Origin of the sequence: Jeotgalibacillus salarius (assembly GCF_004405125.1) — a bacterium.
GTDB classification, from domain to species: domain Bacteria; phylum Bacillota; class Bacilli; order Bacillales; family Jeotgalibacillaceae; genus Jeotgalibacillus; species Jeotgalibacillus salarius.
Genome location: NZ_SORX01000006.1, coordinates 197,100 through 212,990, shown reverse-complemented (window position 1 = coordinate 212,990; position 15,891 = coordinate 197,100). Strand labels below are relative to the sequence as shown.

Genomic DNA, 15,891 nt, shown 5'->3' with positions numbered 1-15,891 from the left:
ATTTTTCTTACATATCTTAAACGCTGACTAAGCTCAAATACTTGAGCTTCTTTATAAAGTTGCTCCTAGAATTATTGGTTTAATAAGGATTCCAGAAAGAACTGAATTTCAGATGTCCATATATTTAAATAAAACATCTTATCGAAATAAATCATAACTCCTAGGATTACAATAATCGCCCCACCAAGTTTCATTAGCATTTCTGAATATTTTAAAATGAACTTGGTTTTTCCGATAAAAAAAGCCATCAGAATAAATGGAATACAGAATCCTAAAGAGTAAGCTGTAACAACTGCCATAGTTTGTGCAGGATTGACTAAACTACCGTACGTTATAATGGACCCAAAAATTGGACCGATACATGGAGTCCATCCTGCCGAAAAGATAAAACCAACGATGAAAGAGTTTAGATACGTTGCTGATCTTTTTGGATAATTAAAACGTTTTTCACTGAACATGAACTCTGGTTTGATAATACCCATCATAAATAATCCCATGAGTACAAGAAATATGCCACCTAACATTTGTATTAGCGTTTGATTAGCTGTGAATAAATTTCCAACAGCACTCAAAGAAAATCCTAGAATGTAGTAAACAAGAGAAAATCCGGCTGAAAAAAATAGAGAATGAATTAACGTTTTTTTCTTAAAAGAATTTCCTTTATTATCTTTCAATTCATTTATTGAAATACCTGTTATGTAAGAAATAAATGATGGGTATAGCGGCAAACAACATGGAGAAATGAAGGCTAATAAACCACCAGCAAAAGCTAAAAATATTGTAACGTTTTCCATAAAAACCACCTCTAGGGTAATATAACACAGAGAATAATCTAAAATTTCCCTATTTATTACGAATATATGAATAAGGCGTCAATTAAATAGATAAGAAAGTGGTTTCTCCCTGAAAACGATTTTAAACATTAACTACAATTGAATATTTAATAGTGTGAAGCAAGTAATATAGTTGGGCTTTTGAATGATAATTATTTGCAGTAAATATTAATAAATATGTCTTAGCCAGTGCGGTTTTCATAGCGGGAAATGAGTAAGGGGCCTTGATAGAGATTTGTCTTTTGAGTTTTTTGTGGAAGAAGATTTATTTTCGAATGTAATTTAAGGTCAATAAGTTTATTACTCAACGATTTACATAGATCAGGGCCAGTCGTCACCCGGCAGCAAACATTTCGCCGGAGGACTGGCCCTTAGTTTATTCACAAACGAGTATTTCTCTTGAAAACGCAGAGGCTTTTCCTTTTTTAGCGATGCAGCGGTCTTTGACGGTGAAGCCTGCCTGAGTGATCATGTGATCGATGTTTTCGATGGTGACCAGCACGAGTTTTCTGGTAAAATGCCGTGCATTTTTAAGGATGGCGAGCTGATCTTCTGGTGTTGCATGGGTGTAGAGATTGTATGGCAGGTCGATGATGGTGGCGTCGTAGGTGTCCTGGACGTCAGCGATTGCACCGAGTGTAACGTTGCCTGTAAAACCAAAATATTTTATGTTTTCGCGGGAACCTTCGACGACTAGCGGGTTGATGTCGCGACCGTCGATATTGATGCCCATCGAGAGTGCTTCGACCAGGACGGTGCCGATGCCGCAGCATGGATCAATCGCTTTTTTGCCTGCTGGATCAGGAACCGCGATGTTCGCGATGGCTCTCGCTGTGCGGGTGCCGAGGGCGGTTGAGTATTCACGCGGTTTTTTGACATGATTCAGCCAGACGGGTTCCGCTTTTGTGTAAATACCGAGATACCAGCGATCCTCGTATGGCACTAAGCCGAATGTGATGTCAGGCTCGTGAAGATCGAGTTCTCCTGTGATATGCATACCTGTATCGCGTTCGATTTGCCTTTTTTCATCGTATTCCACTTTGCCTGGCCCGGTTTGGTCATTTATTTTCACAAAGAGGACTTTGAACGTGTCATCCTGCATATTGATGAGGTGTAATTGATCGTATAAGTCCTGGAGGTCGTTGCCTTCAAAAAGGACTTCGATCCGTTCCTTGATAAACGGACTTCTGCTGGGATCAATATTGACGTCAGTTTTGAGGGTTTTTCCTTGCGTATGTGTTCCGAAAAGTGCACGCATTTCCATGTGGCAAAGCGGTGCATCTTCACTGTTATAGGCATATGTGTAAATTGATTGGGTTGTTTGTGGCAGCTGTTTCAACAGAATATCCAACTTTCTTGAGTACTTATTTTATGTATTTAGTATAGCAGGAGATGAGGTTTAGTTGTTTAAAGAAAAGAGTGTTATCGGGATTTCCAGAATTTGATTGTTTAATCAGACAGGTTGAATTAAGATAAATTTAGAAAGATCATTTAGGGGGATGGCATGATGAGTTCGGTTTCATTGAAAGAAAGGATTCATACACTGGATATCATTCGGGGGTTTGCGCTGTTTGGGATTTTGATTGCGAATATGATTGCGTTTAAGACGCCTGTTTTTACAAATATTAGTGATTTAGTAGAGGGAAGCAGTCTGCCGGAGGGCGGGATGAATGCGGCTTTGACACTGCTCACAGCAATTTTTGTGGATGGAAAATTCTATCCGATGTTTTCGATGTTGTTTGGACTTGGATTTTATATTTTTTACAGCAGGCTGATGAAGCGGGGACTGCCGGCGAAAAAAATGTTTATGCGTCGTCTGGTGTTTTTGCTACTGATTGGACTTGTTCACCTTATATTTATTTGGACAGGAGATATTTTACATACGTATGCGATTACAGGCTTTTTACTTCCATTGTTTATTGAACGTTCCGTAAAAGTAATCAGAATCTGGGCGATATCTTTGCTCGTTTTTAGCACTTTTTTTATCACAGCACTGATGTTGCTTAATAGCGTTGGGATTAATTTTATGATCAGCGAGGGTATGGATACGCTTCAAAATCTGAATGCATCTGCAGTTAGTGCGAATTCAGTTATGGCAAATGGGAGTTTTGGGGAGATACTGGCTTTTCGTTTTATAAATGAAGTGGTGCCGGTTCTACTTCAAGTGCTGCTTTACTTACCGACGATTTTACCGCTATTTCTGATTGGGCTTTATTTAGGAAAGACAGGGATGTTCACTGATATCGAGCCGCATATCAAGCGTTGGAAAAAAGTGATGTGGGTTGGACTTGCAGTTGGTGCTCCGATTGTGGGACTGTCGGTAGCGATTGGGTACAATGTGTTTGGCTGGGAACCCTATTTAACCACGCCCATTGCGGAAGGGTTAAATACTTTTGGCGGACCATTTTTGATGTTATTTTACGTAGCTTCAATCGTGTTAATCACGAGAAAATCATCTATTGAAAAGATGCTGATGCCGTTTGCTTCAGTTGGCCGGATGGCGCTGACGAATTATTTGATGCAGTCGATCATTGCAGTCATTATTTTCAACGGCTATGGCTTTGGTTTATTCGGTCAGGTATCAAAAACGCAGGGTGTGCTGATTGCAATTGCCATTTACACCGTCCAGGTTGTGTTGAGTCATGTGTTGCTGAAGCGATATAAGCAGGGGCCGATGGAGTATGTGTGGAAGAAGTGGACGTATTCGGGTGGGGAGAAGCATTCGAAGGCGGCTTGATGGGTGATCATTTAGAGGTTGGTTCTTATGGTTAAAACATAACCGTAAAACCAACCTTTAATGTACTGGAAACGATGCTGCACAGTTACTACAAATGTATTCTCAAAAGCATACAAGCACCAACTGAATCAATTAACGATGAATGATATGATAGTTAAAAGGAATTTAACTCTAATTATCGAGACATTTGATCAACTCAGGTTAACTAGGTTCTCGACATAATCATTGTTTCTGATTCAACTTCGCATACGAAATATGGTGTACGCCTAGTTAAATAGGAAAACACTCAAGATGCCATAACAAGCAAATATCAGCCTTTAAGTAGTTTTTTCGTGTTATTGAAAAAACAATAAGGGAGGTCTTAGGATGAACAAAAAAACTTTTTTGATTTTAGCGATTGTTTTTACAGCTGTGACCTTTATCTTAAATCATGTCCTGCAAACTGCTGTTGGGGGATTTTTGATGACCTTAAGTTTATTAGCATTTGTAGTGGTCATAACAGGGTCTGCATACTACATAATTAAGTTTTACGTTAAACAATTTAATTATAATCGAAAGAACCGGGAAGAAATTGAATAGTTCATAATCCTCATATAAATGTCGATGATATGAAGATTATTTTTTATACACTAAAGCAATATTAAGATTTAACAGATCCAGATCATTAATCTAAATTGTGTGAGAGTTGTATTTGTCAGAAGGAGTGTATGACAACTTTCTAGTTAGTGTTTACATTCTTAGAAAAATATAAATAACAAAAATACTAATATAAATCACATCAGCGATTATTACATATAAACCAATATTCGCTTTTCTCAACTTTTCCAGTGTGTAATTAAATAAAATGTCATACAGACTTACGATAAACAGGACAATTGAAATCATTAGAACCATCATACTTTCTGTCATAATGACTGCCAGCAAATAAATTAACCATCTTCTGAAAAAATTGAATGCCAATCCCATGGTTGCGATGGATATATCATGGGGGTTAAAAAGCAATTCATCTTCAGAGTAAATTTCATTTAGACCTTTTTTTATATTTGCATGGTCTCTCAAATAATCGATATTAATCCACAAAATTAAAAAACAATAAATGAGTATGTACATTTCTTCTAAGCCCGCAACCATTTCTGTAATTATGACGTGCCTCCATTCATTAAGACTTTATATTACAGTTAGCTGCTCTAAGAAGCGGCGTTAATTTTCTTTTTCTTATCTCTCCGCTCTATAAATACAGGCAATACATTTATAAAGATAGAAGCACCAGTCAAAGCCCACAATGCCCGTTGAAAATGAACGACTTCCCTCACAGCTGACCAGTCTTCCCTTGCTGCCTGACCCGCTATAAAACTGATTTCTGCACAAAGCGTGAGGGCTGTAAATGATAACCCTGCCGCCATGGCGAGCTTATAATCCTTTCCTGCTGAAAACAAGTAAATATTGAGCAGTGTTGCCGCGATTGCAATAAACCCTAATATGATCCACATAACGAAGTCCCTCCTGAATTTATCAATAACCTTTATCTAGTAAAATTAGACAATGTTAGTCTATCATAAATTTCCATCTTAAAATGATGATCTTAAATATTGGTTATTGAAAATACTTCACTGTCCTAAATAAGATTTTAAACATTCACTACAAATGTAGAACACGAAAAATGTTTGAAAAGAGAGCAACCAAATGGCTGCTCTCTTTTAATGTGTTATTCACTTAAGCCTCAACACTTACCCGTGTAGACCGATCATTATACATATCAACATCTAACTCATTTGTTACCTTACTCGTTAACACACCGGCTGTCATACTTCCACTCACGTTCACAGCGGTTCTTCCCATATCAATTAATGGTTCAATGGAAATCAACAGACCAGCCAAGCCGATCGGAAGGTTCAGGGCTGACAGGACAAGAATTGCAGCAAATGTTGCGCCGCCTCCAACGCCTGCCACACCAAAGGAACTGATTGCAACAACGGCGATGACCGTTAAGATAAACGTCGGTGTAAGGGGATTGATTCCGACGGTTGGCGCAATCATGATGGCGAGCATGGCAGGGTACACACCTGCACAGCCGTTTTGTCCAATTGACAATCCGAATGATCCCGCGAAATTAGCTGTACCATCTTTTACACCTAAGTTCTGCTGAGTCCGGATGTTCATTGGCAAAGCCCCGGCACTTGTACGGGTTGTAAACGCAAAAGCGAGAACAGGAAATGCTTTTTTGACAAAAGTCACTGGATTTAAGCCTGAGATTGTCAGCAGAATCAAGTGAATAACAAAGACCACACCCAGTGCAACATATGAAGCAATCACAAATTTACCGAGATTCACGATGGCATCAAAGTTTGTTGTTGCAACCGTTCTCGCCATGACCGCAAGCACACCATAAGGCGTCAATCTTAAAATTAATGTAACGACACGCATCACGATCGCATAAAGAGAGTCGACAATCTTTGAAAATAACTCTGCCTGTTCCGGCTGCTTTCTTCTGACCCCAAGAAACGCCAGACCAAGAAAAGCTGCGAAAATGACAACTGAAATCGTAGAAGTCGGGCGGGCGCCTGTGAAGTCCAGGAAAACATTTGACGGGACTAAAGAAAGAATTTGCTGTGGAAACGTCACATTTTCCACTGTCCCATACGTCTCTTCCAATGAAGCAGCACGACCTGTTTCTGCTTCACCCTGTTCGATTTGAATCGCTTCAAGATTAAAACCAGCCGTTGTGGCAATCCCAACAGCAGCTGCAATCGCGGTTGTTCCAACTAAAATCCCAATAATAAGTGCACTGATTTTCCCGATATTCTTTGTTAAAGTCAGCTTCGTAAAAGCCGCAAGAATAGAAATGAATACGAGCGGGATGGCGATCATCTGTAATAGCCTGATGTAAGAACCACCAATTAGATTAAACCAATCAGCCGTAGTCGTAATAACAGGGGACTCGGATGAATAGATCCATTGCAATGCGAATCCAAATACAATACCGAACGCTAAACCAAGTAAAACCCTTTTTGAAAATGATACGTGCTTCTTTTTAAGAGCATAAAGAAAAATAATGAGACCAACTAACACAAGTAAATTCAGGCTAACTAAAAAAATGTCCACACAACTTCCTCCTCTAAATGAATTTTCAACATAAAAAAACTCCCAGTCAGAAAAATAAACTGGAAGAAAAAAACGTCAATCCAGTCTTATCTATCAAGAAACACTTGCTGGAATTGGCACAGTACTGACGAGTCAGTCTGCTGCCGAGGTGTCATTGGGCCAGTCCCTTAACCTCTCTTGATAAGACGATCTATTGAGTTTATAAAGTATTCCGATAAAAATACTTGGTTTTTATGTTATCGAATCGCAAAAAAGATGTCAATATTTATTTTATTTGTTAAAAAATCCTTTTATTAACATTTTTCAGGGATCTTATGTTGACTCGGGTTCGGCTGAGATGGTTTGCCCTCCTTTAATAAAAGAACCTTTACTAAAATGAGAGGGAGAGGTATCCAAAATATATTCAATAAAATGTTCCTGTAGAACAAATATGTACATGGGACGGGGAGGTTATTCGAAAAATCCAGTCCTGTATTGAATGCAGTAATAAAGAGTTAATATGATAAAAATTATCGTTGTTGAACACGAAGTCTTTTCTTCTTATCTTTTCGCTCAAAAAATATCGGCAACACATTGATAAAAATAGAAGCGATCGTCAACGCCCACAATGCCCATGCATAATTCACTACTTCGCTGACAGCTGACCAATCTTCTCTGCCTGCCTGCTCTGCTAAAAGGCTGATATGTCCACAAATCGTGAGGGCTGTAAATGATAACCCTGCCGCCATTGCGAGTTTGTAATCTTTTCCTGCTGAAAATAAATAAATATTGAGCAATGTTGCTGCGATTGCAATAAGTCCTAATATGAACCACATAAACCGAATCCCCCTATAAAAATAGTTAATCTTTATTTAGTAACAATATTCAATGTTAGTCTATCATATATTTCCATCTTTAAAATGAATTTAATTTGATTATTCAAACAAATCCGTTATACTAAAATCATACATACCGACCGGTTAGTTAGTGAATTCAAAAGGGGATGGAAGTATGGATTTTTCGTATTCTGCAAAGGTGAAAGATCTTGAGAAAAAGCTCACCGCATTTATGGAGGAACATGTGTATCCGAATGAAGCGTTGTATGAGCGGCAGGTAAATGAGGGGGAGAACCGCTGGAGCACAGTGCCGCCAATCATGGAAGAGCTAAAGGAGAAAGCAAAAGCTGAGGGGCTGTGGAATCTATTTTTGCCTGAAAGTGAGTACGGGGCTGGTCTCAGTAATGTTGAATACGCACCGCTATGTGAAATCATGGGGCGTTCGATGATTGGGCCTGAGGTGTTTAACTGTAATGCGCCTGATACGGGGAACATGGAGGTCCTGGTGCGTTACGGAACAGAGGAGCAGAAGGAGAAGTGGCTGAAGCCGTTGCTTGCTGGTAAGATCCGCTCGTGCTTTTCGATGACAGAGCCTGATGTGGCTTCATCTGATGCGACAAATATTGAAGCGCGGATTGAGCGGGACGAAGATGAGTATGTGATTAACGGCCGGAAGTGGTGGTCGTCCGGCGCCGGGGATCCGCGCTGTCAGATTGGGATCGTGATGGGGAAGACGGATCCCGGTGCTGATAAGTATGAGCAGCAGTCAATGATTCTTGTGCCGCTTGATACGCCGGGTGTGACCATTGAGCGGATGCTGCCGGTGTTTGGCTATGATCATGCGCCGCATGGTCACGGAGAGATTACATTTGAAAATGTCAGGGTGCCAGCTGAGAATATGATTTTAGGTGAAGGAAAAGGCTTTGCGATTGCGCAGGGAAGGCTTGGTCCTGGAAGAATTCATCACTGCATGCGGCTGATCGGGGCGGCAGAACGTGCGCTTGAGGAGTTATGTAAGCGCGTTGTTGACCGGCATGCATTTGGCAAGCCGCTTGCGAATCAAGGAGTGATCCGGGAGTGGATTGCGGATTCGCGGATTGAGATTGAGCAGGCGAGACTGCTGACATTAAAGGCTGCTTATATGATGGATACAGTCGGCAATAAAGTCGCAAAAGCGGAGATTGCGATGATTAAAGTTGTGGCGCCTTCGATGGCATTGAAGGTCATTGACCGGGCAATTCAGGCGCTTGGTGCAGCAGGTGTCTCAGAGGACTTTCCGCTCGCTGCGCATTGGGCGAGTGCGAGAACGCTTAGGCTCGCGGATGGACCGGATGAAGTGCACCGCGCGCAGATTGGCAGACTTGAGCTGAAAAAATATCAGGGGAACGGGAGGAATGAAAAATGAAGGTAATGGAATTGTTTGATCTGACGGGAAAGACAGCACTTGTGACTGGTGGAGGCCGCGGACTTGGTGAGCAGATTGCAGAAGGGTTTGCTGAGGCTGGTGCGAATGTAGTCATTTGTTCAAGAAAGCTTGAGGCGTGTCAGGAAGTTGCTGACCGTTTAGCAAAGCTCGGCGTCAAAACGCTTGCGCTGCAGTGTGATATTTCTGATCCGGCTGACGCGCAGCGCGTAGTGGATGAAACAGTAGAAGCATTTGGTTCGATTGATATTTTAGTGAATAACAGCGGGGCGACGTGGGGTGCGCGTGCTGAAGAGATGCCGCTTGAAGCGTGGAAAAAGGTAATGGACGTCAATGTGACAGGCACATTTTTAATGAGTCAGGCTGCAGGGAGAAAAATGATTGAGCAAAAGTCAGGTAAGATCATTAACATTGCTTCAGTTGCAGGGCTTGGCGGAACGGATCCTCGGGTGATGGATACGATCGGCTACAACACGAGTAAGGGTGCGGTTATTACCATGACGAAGGATCTCGCTGTGAAATGGGGCAGACATAACATCAACGTCAATGCGATTGCGCCGGGCTTTTTCCCGACAAAGATGTCAAAAGCAATCATTGATCAGGGGAAGGATCCGATCATGGAAGTAACACCGATGAAGCGGTTCGGGTCAGATGATGACCTGAAGGGAGCAGCGTTATTCCTTGCATCAAAAGCATCTGCTTACGTGACAGGGGACGTGCTCATTGTCGATGGCGGCACGCATGCGATGTAAGGGCATATGATATACTTTTAGCCATACTTTTAAAAACAGAGGCGTGAAGACAGTGAAGGAAAAAATTACGGAACATAGCATAAGATTATTTGAGAAAAAGGGTTTCAGTGAAACGTCGATTCAGGATATTGTGGAAGCAAATGGCGTAACGAAAGGAACCTTTTACTATTATTTCTCCAGTAAAGAAGAGCTCCTCATGGATATTCAGCTGCGCTATATCAATGAGCTACTTGAGCAGCAGGAGAAAATCATGCGTGATGACGCGAAAAACTGCAAAACAAAGCTCTATGATATGGTGCATATGCTGATCGGCAACATCAAAACGCAGGGTGCAAGTGCCAAAGTGTTTTTCAGGGAAATGCGAAACCTGAATGAGGAAAGACTCGCAGAGATTATTCCAAAGCGTGATCAGTTCCGCCTGACGATTGAAGAGCTGATTAAAGAAGGCATTGAAAAAGGCGAATTCCGTTCAGATCTGAATGCTTCTATCGCAACGTTCGGCGTACTAGGCATGGCAAACTGGAGCTACCAGTGGTACAACCCTGAAGGCGACCAGTCTGAAGAAGAGGTAGCTCGTCTATTTACAGACATGATTTTAAAAGGAATCGAACTGTGAGGTCGAAAAGTATTTAGCAGCTTCATATTTAAAAAGTTATCTTAGTGTAGCGGAGCGTAAGGCGGCGACTCCGGGACGATTAGTTGGAAGCTGAGACCCCGCAGTGCGAAGCGCGAGGAGGCTCAGCAACAACCGTCCGGAAAGCGTCCGCCTGAAGCACAGCGAAACGGTTAGCAGAGGCAGTTCAGTTTTTTTACACAAAACATACCAACCGGTCAGTACAAAGGAGGAAGCAATATGAGTAAAGTGAAAAACGTAACAGTAATCGGATCAGGCAGTATGGGACATCAGATTGGCATGCTATGTGCACTTGGCGGGTACGAAACAGTCATCCAGGACATCAACGAAAAAGCACTGCAGGACGCAGAGTCAAAGCTACATACCATCATGGAACGCTGGGTATCAAAAGAAAAAATTTCTGAGAACGATAAAATGAAAGCGTTTCAAAGGCTGCGTTTTTCTCAGGATATTGAAGAGGCCGTGAAGCACGCAGACCTTGTCATTGAAGCAGTAACAGAGAAACTCGTTGTAAAAAGAGAAGTCTTCAGAAAGCTTGAAGCCTATGCACCGCCTCATACCGTATTTGCGACAAACAGCTCAACAATCGTCAACAGCCTGATTGCAGACGTCACCGGGCGTCCGGATAAAGTCGTCAATATGCATTTCTTCTTTCCGCCGCTTGTGATGGACTTGGTCGAAGTCGTAAAAAGCGATAAGACGAGTGATGAAACGGCTGCACTTGCGATGGAGGTGTGCCAAGAGATCAACCGGACGGGCGTGCTGTTAGAAAAAGAGATCTCAGGATTTGTCGCGAACCGCATTCTAGGCGCGCTGCAAAAAGAAGCAGTCTCACTGTATGAACAGGGTATCGCAGATTTTAAGGACATTGACCTGATCTGCAAAAAAGCGCTGAACCACCCGATCGGACCGTTTGAACTGATGGATCTGTCAGGACTTGATGTTGCGCAGTTTGTGATGGAGCAGCGCTATCAGGAGACGGGTGATCCGGCAGACAAACCGTTTGCGTGCATTCTTGAAAAAGTGGAAAAAGGCGAGCTCGGCCGGAAGACAGGCAAGGGTTTCTATGACTATTCAAAAGCAGCAGTGACTAAATAGAAGGGAGACAGGTGCATGCATACGAATGAAGTGACGGTCAGATTTTGTGAAACAGATGCATTAGGTCATGTGAATAATACGAGTTATTTTATTTATTTTGAAGAAGCGCGTGTGCAGTTTATTGCCTCACTCGGCTACGGTATGGACGTCAAAGACTGGCGGTTTATCCTTGCTTCAACGAAATGTGAATTTAAGAGTCAGGGTTATTTTGATCAAAAGTTAAAAGTGGAAAGCTATGTAACCCGTATTGGCACGAAAAGCTTTGAGCTTGAACACCGGGTATCCTGTGCGCAGACTGGCATTCTGATTGCAGTCGGGAATGCAGTTGTCGTGTATTTTGACTTTGACAACCAGGTAAGCGCGGCCATTCCAGATGAGATGAGAACCGAGCTTGAACAGCATCTCGTCACTGAGGAGGGACGCGTATGAAGCAGGCCGATACAACCCAGGTAAAAGAAGGCGAAGGACTCGACCTTGGCGTACTGGAAACCTTTCTCCGGAGGAAACTGGATCTGCCGGATGGAACACTTGATTTAAAACAATTCTGGGCTGGGCATTCAAACCTAACGTATCAGTTGACCATCGGTGATTGGGAGGCGGTACTCAGACGTCCGCCGCTCGGACCGGTTGCGCCGAAAGCACATGATATGAATCGTGAGTTTAAGATTTTATCAGAGCTCCAGCCATTGTTCTCACCTGCACCAAAGCCGGTTCTCTTTTCAGATGATGAATCGATTGTCGGCAGTCCATTTTTTATCATGGAAAGAAAGCGCGGGATTGTGCTGGATACATCATTCCCTGAAGGCGTTGAAGTCACGCCTGAGATCTGCCGCGGGCTGTCACAGACGATGGTCGACCGGCTGGTGGAGCTGCATGCGATTGATTATACGAAAACGGGACTGGTTGAGATCAGTAACCCGGACGGTTTTATGGAAAGGCAGGTTCACGGCTGGATCGGGCGGTATGAGCGTGCGAAGACAGATGAGATTCCAGAGGCTGAGCGGCTGCAGCAGTGGATGATGGAACATATCCCAGTGAGTCAGGCGCCAACAGTCATTCACTACGATTATAAATTGAATAATGCGATGTTCACTGATGACTTAACTGAAATGGTTGGGCTGTTTGACTGGGAGATGTCGACGGTCGGGGACCCACTCGCTGACCTTGGCGCTGCGATGAGCTACTGGATTCAGCATGATGACCCACACCTGTTAAAGCATGGATTAGGTAAGCCTTCTGTGACGGTCAATGAAGGGTTTATGACGCGAAACGAATTTATTGAAGCCTATGCGAAAAAAAGCGGGCGTGACGTAAGCAATATGGATTTCTATTTAACGTTTGCCTATTTCAAGCTTGCTGTCATCTGCCAGCAGATCTATTTCCGTTATCAAAAAGGACAGACAAACGATCAGCGGTTTGCTCATTTTGATCAGTTTGTTAAAACGTTACTCGTGCACGGTGCAAGTGTAATTGAAGAATAAACTTCAGGAGGTTTTTGAAATGGAAAAACGGACTGTACTACATAAAGGGGCCAGCTATTTATATACCTCATCTGATCCTGAGGAGATCTTCACACCGGAGGATCTGACAGAGGAGCACAAAATGATCGGCGCGACAGCCAGACAGTTTCTAGAAAAGGAAGTCGCACCATATGCTGAGCGGATTGAACGTCAGGAGTTTGAAGTCGTACCTGAGCTCATGCGAAAAGCAGGGGACCTCGGTCTGCTCGCACACAGCATTCCTGAAAAATACGGTGGACTTGGACTCGATAAAATCAGTAAAGGCATTGTCGGTGAAATGATCGGTTCAGGCGGCGGTTACGGGGTCGCGCATTCCAATCATACGTGTATTGCGACGCTGCCGATTACGTACTTTGGTACTGAAGAACAGAAGCAGAAGTACCTGCCGAAGCTTGCGTCAGGTGAGTATATCGGGGCGTACTGCTTAACAGAACCAAACGCCGGATCAGACGCACTTGCCGCTCAGACGACAGCAGTATTAAATGAAGAAGAAACGCATTTCGTATTAAACGGAACGAAACTCTACATTACGAATGCAGTCTTCTCAGACACCTTTATCGTTTATGCAAAAGTGGACGGCCAGCACTTCACAGCGTTTATCGTGGAAAAGGATTTCCCGGGATTATCGCTTGGACATGAGGAAAAGAAGATGGGGATTAAAGGGTCGTCTACAAGGTCAGTCATTTTCGAAGACTGCCTGGTGCCGATTGAAAACCTGTTAGGGGAAGTCGGCAGAGGGCATGTCATTGCGCTGAACGTACTGAACCTCGGACGCTTTAACTTAGGTTCTGCAGGTGCAGGCGTTTCAAAAACTGCCTTAAAGAAAACGATCGGATTTGTAAAAGAGCGCAAGCAGTTCAAACGGGCGATTGCTGAATTCCCAGCGACAAAGCAAAAGATCTCCTGGATGGCTGCACGCATTTACGCAGCAGATTCCCTGCAGTACCGGACGGCGAGTCTCATTGAAGATGCACTCGGTGACTTAGCTGAGACATTTGACTATAAGCTGATCGGCAAACAGATGGGTGAATACGCAGTGGAGTGTGCGGTGTGTAAGGTGTTTGGCTCAGAAACGCTTGATTATGTTGTGGATGAAGCACTGCAGCTGCACGGCGGCGCCGGATTTATCCAGGAATACGGCATTGAGCAGATGTACCGCGATTCAAGAATTAACCGGATCTTTGAAGGCACGAATGAAATCAACCGTCTGCTGATCCCGACTCATTTATTCAGAAAAGTGATGAAGGGCGAAGTGGATCTGGCAGCTCGTGTGCAGGAGGCCTTTAAAGGACTTGGGAACATTGCACCGAGTAAAGATGGTGTTCTGACGCAGGAGCGGGCGGCAGTTGAAACAATCAGGAATCTGTTTCTGGTAAACGCAGGACTTGTCTATGAAGCGTACGGCGAGTCATTAGTGGAGGAGCAGGAAGCATTGATGAATCTTGCAGACCTGGCGATTATCCTGTTCGCAGCAGAGTCAGCAGTAGCGAGAACGCAAAAGGCTGTTATGAAAAATGGAGAAGAGAAGGAATCACTGAAAGTTGATCTGATGAGAACATACCTTGGCAGCGCAATGTGGGATGCAGAGCGGATTTCGCGGGTGATTGCCGGGAATGTGTGCACAGGTGAGAAGCGGGAAGAGATGATCGCATTGACGGTACGGGCATGCAGTCGTTTTAGTTCTCTTGGCGGATTGATTGAGAAGAATCGGAGGATTGCGGATCGGCTGGTTGAGAAGGGTGAGTTTGTTTGTTGAATAAATTCATTTGAAACGGAAGAGCTCTTTCTCATATAGCTGAGAGGGAGCTCTTTTTCTTCCATAAAATTATATTTGTCACATCACTAACCCCACAATCTCCTGTATAGTTAAAGCAATAACTGGAAAAACAAACGCTACAAACAATCAAGAGGGAGTTCACATGCGTAACATCATCCTATCAACCGAAAGCGGCGCCGACCTGCCGAATGATCTCGTTGAAAAGCACAACCTGCAAGTCGTTCCGATGCACATCATTATGGACGGGAAAGATTATCTGGACGGCTCTTTACCAGTCCAGGACATCTATGACTACTATGACCGCACGAAGAAAATACCCTCCACAACTGCCACGAATATTCACGAGTACCAGGAATTTTTCACATCAATCAAAGAACAGTAGCCTGACAGCACTATCGTACATATCGGCTATACATCACAGGCATCCTCATCCTTTCAAAACGCAGTCATCGCTGCAGAAGAATTCGAAAACCTTCACCTGATCGACGCGCTAAACGTAACCGGAGGACTAGCAGCAGTTGTCTTATATGCCGCAGACCTACTCGAAAAAGAACCTGACATCGAACCGCAACGCCTAATCGAAAAAATAGAAGCAGTCGTTCCAAAATCAAAACTCGCCTTCATTCCAGGCAGCCTCGAATTCCTAAAAGCAGGAGGCCGCGTCAGCAACATGGCATCCCTGATCGGCGCACTGCTAAAAATTAAGCCATGTATCGAACTAAAAGATGGAAAGCTCGTCTCCACAAAGAAATACCGCGGGAAAATGAGCGGAGCGACTGAGAAGCTTTTTAGTGATTATTTAAAAGAATTCAATATAGATCGAGAGCAGCTTTACCTAATTTACTCTATTGGACTTGATGAAGAGATCAAGCAGCGAATGGATGAGGTTGCGAAAGAGCATGGATTTAAACACGTGAGATGGATTCAGGCTGGGGGGATGATTTCGACGCATTCGGGACCTGGGGGATTTGGGGTTGCGGGGTTGGAGGAATAAAACAAGTTTTAAAGGAATCTTGATCTTTTGATGATAAATCTGTAAAGATAATTAGAGAGTAGATACTAGAATATTTTAATGAAAATAAATTGAGAATTATAAACAAAGATAAATTATTTATATGATATCATTAATTATTGGAAAATAAACGAAATTTTAATAATATTTATCTCTTTTCAATTGAAAAGCTAAAACCTTATTTAGAA

The 15,891-nt window shown here is 43.0% G+C and carries 15 protein-coding genes, 1 pseudogene and 1 riboswitch; of the genes and pseudogenes, 10 read left to right on the top strand and 6 right to left on the bottom strand.

Going from position 1 to position 15,891, the window contains the following annotated elements; genetic code table 11:
• Positions 1–71 precede the first annotated feature (71 nt).
• Together E2626_RS11985 and E2626_RS11980 are read right to left on the bottom strand one after the other, a co-directional pair.
• Positions 72–794, bottom strand: coding sequence for a cytochrome c biogenesis CcdA family protein (locus tag E2626_RS11985; protein WP_134382001.1), 723 nt, complete (start codon positions 792–794; stop codon positions 72–74).
• Between the two features lie 415 nt (positions 795–1,209).
• The gene (locus E2626_RS11980) at positions 1,210–2,172 is read right to left on the bottom strand and encodes a TRM11 family SAM-dependent methyltransferase (protein WP_244094311.1); all 963 of its coding nucleotides are present in this window, start codon (positions 2,170–2,172) and stop codon (positions 1,210–1,212) included.
• A 168-nt stretch (positions 2,173–2,340) separates the two neighbouring features.
• Here E2626_RS11980 and E2626_RS11975 point away from each other — a divergent pair, with 168 nt between their 5' ends.
• The gene (locus tag E2626_RS11975; RefSeq protein WP_166786809.1) at positions 2,341–3,570 is read left to right on the top strand and encodes a DUF418 domain-containing protein; all 1,230 of its coding nucleotides are present in this window, start codon (positions 2,341–2,343) and stop codon (positions 3,568–3,570) included.
• Between the two features lie 366 nt (positions 3,571–3,936).
• On the top strand, positions 3,937–4,149 hold the full coding sequence (locus E2626_RS11970; protein ID WP_134381999.1) for a hypothetical protein: 213 nt from the start codon (positions 3,937–3,939) through the stop codon (positions 4,147–4,149).
• Positions 4,150–4,299: 150 nt separating this feature from the next.
• Here E2626_RS11970 and E2626_RS11965 read toward each other — a convergent pair whose 3' ends face one another.
• The 4 genes from E2626_RS11965 to E2626_RS11950 all read right to left on the bottom strand — a co-directional run bounded on the left by E2626_RS11965 (position 4,300) and on the right by E2626_RS11950 (position 7,487).
• A complete protein-coding gene (locus E2626_RS11965) occupies positions 4,300–4,629 on the bottom strand; it encodes a hypothetical protein (RefSeq protein WP_244094310.1) in 330 nt (109 codons plus the stop codon).
• A gap of 128 nt (positions 4,630–4,757) precedes the next feature.
• Positions 4,758–5,060 carry a hypothetical protein gene (locus E2626_RS11960; protein ID WP_134381997.1) on the bottom strand — a complete coding sequence of 101 codons (303 nt, stop codon included), beginning with the start codon at positions 5,058–5,060 and terminating at the stop codon, positions 4,758–4,760.
• 223 nt (positions 5,061–5,283) lie between these two features.
• Positions 5,284–6,672, bottom strand: a complete 1,389-nt coding sequence (locus tag E2626_RS11955; protein WP_134381996.1) for an L-cystine transporter — start codon at positions 6,670–6,672, stop codon at positions 5,284–5,286.
• An 83-nt stretch (positions 6,673–6,755) separates the two neighbouring features.
• Positions 6,756–6,859, bottom strand: a riboswitch (SAM riboswitch).
• 322 nt (positions 6,860–7,181) lie between these two features.
• The gene (locus E2626_RS11950) at positions 7,182–7,487 is read right to left on the bottom strand and encodes a hypothetical protein (RefSeq protein WP_134381995.1); all 306 of its coding nucleotides are present in this window, start codon (positions 7,485–7,487) and stop codon (positions 7,182–7,184) included.
• A gap of 175 nt (positions 7,488–7,662) precedes the next feature.
• Here E2626_RS11950 and E2626_RS11945 point away from each other — a divergent pair, with 175 nt between their 5' ends.
• The 8 genes and pseudogenes from E2626_RS11945 (at position 7,663) to E2626_RS11910 (ending at position 15,685) form a co-directional block, all read left to right on the top strand.
• Positions 7,663–8,892 carry an acyl-CoA dehydrogenase gene (locus tag E2626_RS11945; RefSeq protein ID WP_134381994.1) on the top strand — a complete coding sequence of 410 codons (1,230 nt, stop codon included), beginning with the start codon at positions 7,663–7,665 and terminating at the stop codon, positions 8,890–8,892.
• Positions 8,889–9,662: an SDR family oxidoreductase gene (locus E2626_RS11940; RefSeq protein ID WP_134381993.1), complete on the top strand. Its 774-nt coding sequence runs from the start codon at positions 8,889–8,891 to the stop codon at positions 9,660–9,662. The genes E2626_RS11945 and E2626_RS11940 overlap by 4 nt, the downstream gene beginning before the upstream one ends.
• 52 nt (positions 9,663–9,714) lie before the next feature.
• On the top strand, positions 9,715–10,278 hold the full coding sequence (locus tag E2626_RS11935; RefSeq protein WP_134381992.1) for a TetR/AcrR family transcriptional regulator: 564 nt from the start codon (positions 9,715–9,717) through the stop codon (positions 10,276–10,278).
• 237 nt (positions 10,279–10,515) lie between these two features.
• The gene (locus E2626_RS11930; RefSeq protein ID WP_134381991.1) at positions 10,516–11,394 is read left to right on the top strand and encodes a 3-hydroxyacyl-CoA dehydrogenase family protein; all 879 of its coding nucleotides are present in this window, start codon (positions 10,516–10,518) and stop codon (positions 11,392–11,394) included.
• Between the two features lie 15 nt (positions 11,395–11,409).
• Positions 11,410–11,823, top strand: a complete 414-nt coding sequence (locus E2626_RS11925) for an acyl-CoA thioesterase (protein WP_134381990.1) — start codon at positions 11,410–11,412, stop codon at positions 11,821–11,823.
• A complete protein-coding gene (locus E2626_RS11920) occupies positions 11,820–12,875 on the top strand; it encodes a phosphotransferase family protein (RefSeq protein ID WP_134381989.1) in 1,056 nt (351 codons plus the stop codon). Before E2626_RS11925 ends, E2626_RS11920 begins: the two co-directional genes overlap by 4 nt.
• A gap of 19 nt (positions 12,876–12,894) precedes the next feature.
• On the top strand, positions 12,895–14,670 hold the full coding sequence (locus E2626_RS11915; RefSeq protein ID WP_134381988.1) for an acyl-CoA dehydrogenase family protein: 1,776 nt from the start codon (positions 12,895–12,897) through the stop codon (positions 14,668–14,670).
• Positions 14,671–14,833: 163 nt separating this feature from the next.
• A pseudogene (locus E2626_RS11910) lies at positions 14,834–15,685 on the top strand (DegV family protein).
• Positions 15,686–15,891 lie beyond the last annotated feature (206 nt).

Coding starts and splice junctions, on each gene's coding strand:
- E2626_RS11920 (WP_134381989.1), top strand. CDS start 11,820: ATGAAGCAGGCCGATACAACCCAGGTAAAAGAAGGCGAAGGACTCGAC.
- E2626_RS11940 (WP_134381993.1), top strand. CDS start 8,889: ATGAAGGTAATGGAATTGTTTGATCTGACGGGAAAGACAGCACTTGTG.
- E2626_RS11915 (WP_134381988.1), top strand. CDS start 12,895: ATGGAAAAACGGACTGTACTACATAAAGGGGCCAGCTATTTATATACC.
- E2626_RS11985 (WP_134382001.1), bottom strand. CDS start 794: ATGGAAAACGTTACAATATTTTTAGCTTTTGCTGGTGGTTTATTAGCC.
- E2626_RS11975 (WP_166786809.1), top strand. CDS start 2,341: ATGAGTTCGGTTTCATTGAAAGAAAGGATTCATACACTGGATATCATT.
- E2626_RS11950 (WP_134381995.1), bottom strand. CDS start 7,487: ATGTGGTTCATATTAGGACTTATTGCAATCGCAGCAACATTGCTCAAT.
- E2626_RS11960 (WP_134381997.1), bottom strand. CDS start 5,060: ATGTGGATCATATTAGGGTTTATTGCAATCGCGGCAACACTGCTCAAT.
- E2626_RS11945 (WP_134381994.1), top strand. CDS start 7,663: ATGGATTTTTCGTATTCTGCAAAGGTGAAAGATCTTGAGAAAAAGCTC.
- E2626_RS11925 (WP_134381990.1), top strand. CDS start 11,410: ATGCATACGAATGAAGTGACGGTCAGATTTTGTGAAACAGATGCATTA.
- E2626_RS11930 (WP_134381991.1), top strand. CDS start 10,516: ATGAGTAAAGTGAAAAACGTAACAGTAATCGGATCAGGCAGTATGGGA.
- E2626_RS11970 (WP_134381999.1), top strand. CDS start 3,937: ATGAACAAAAAAACTTTTTTGATTTTAGCGATTGTTTTTACAGCTGTG.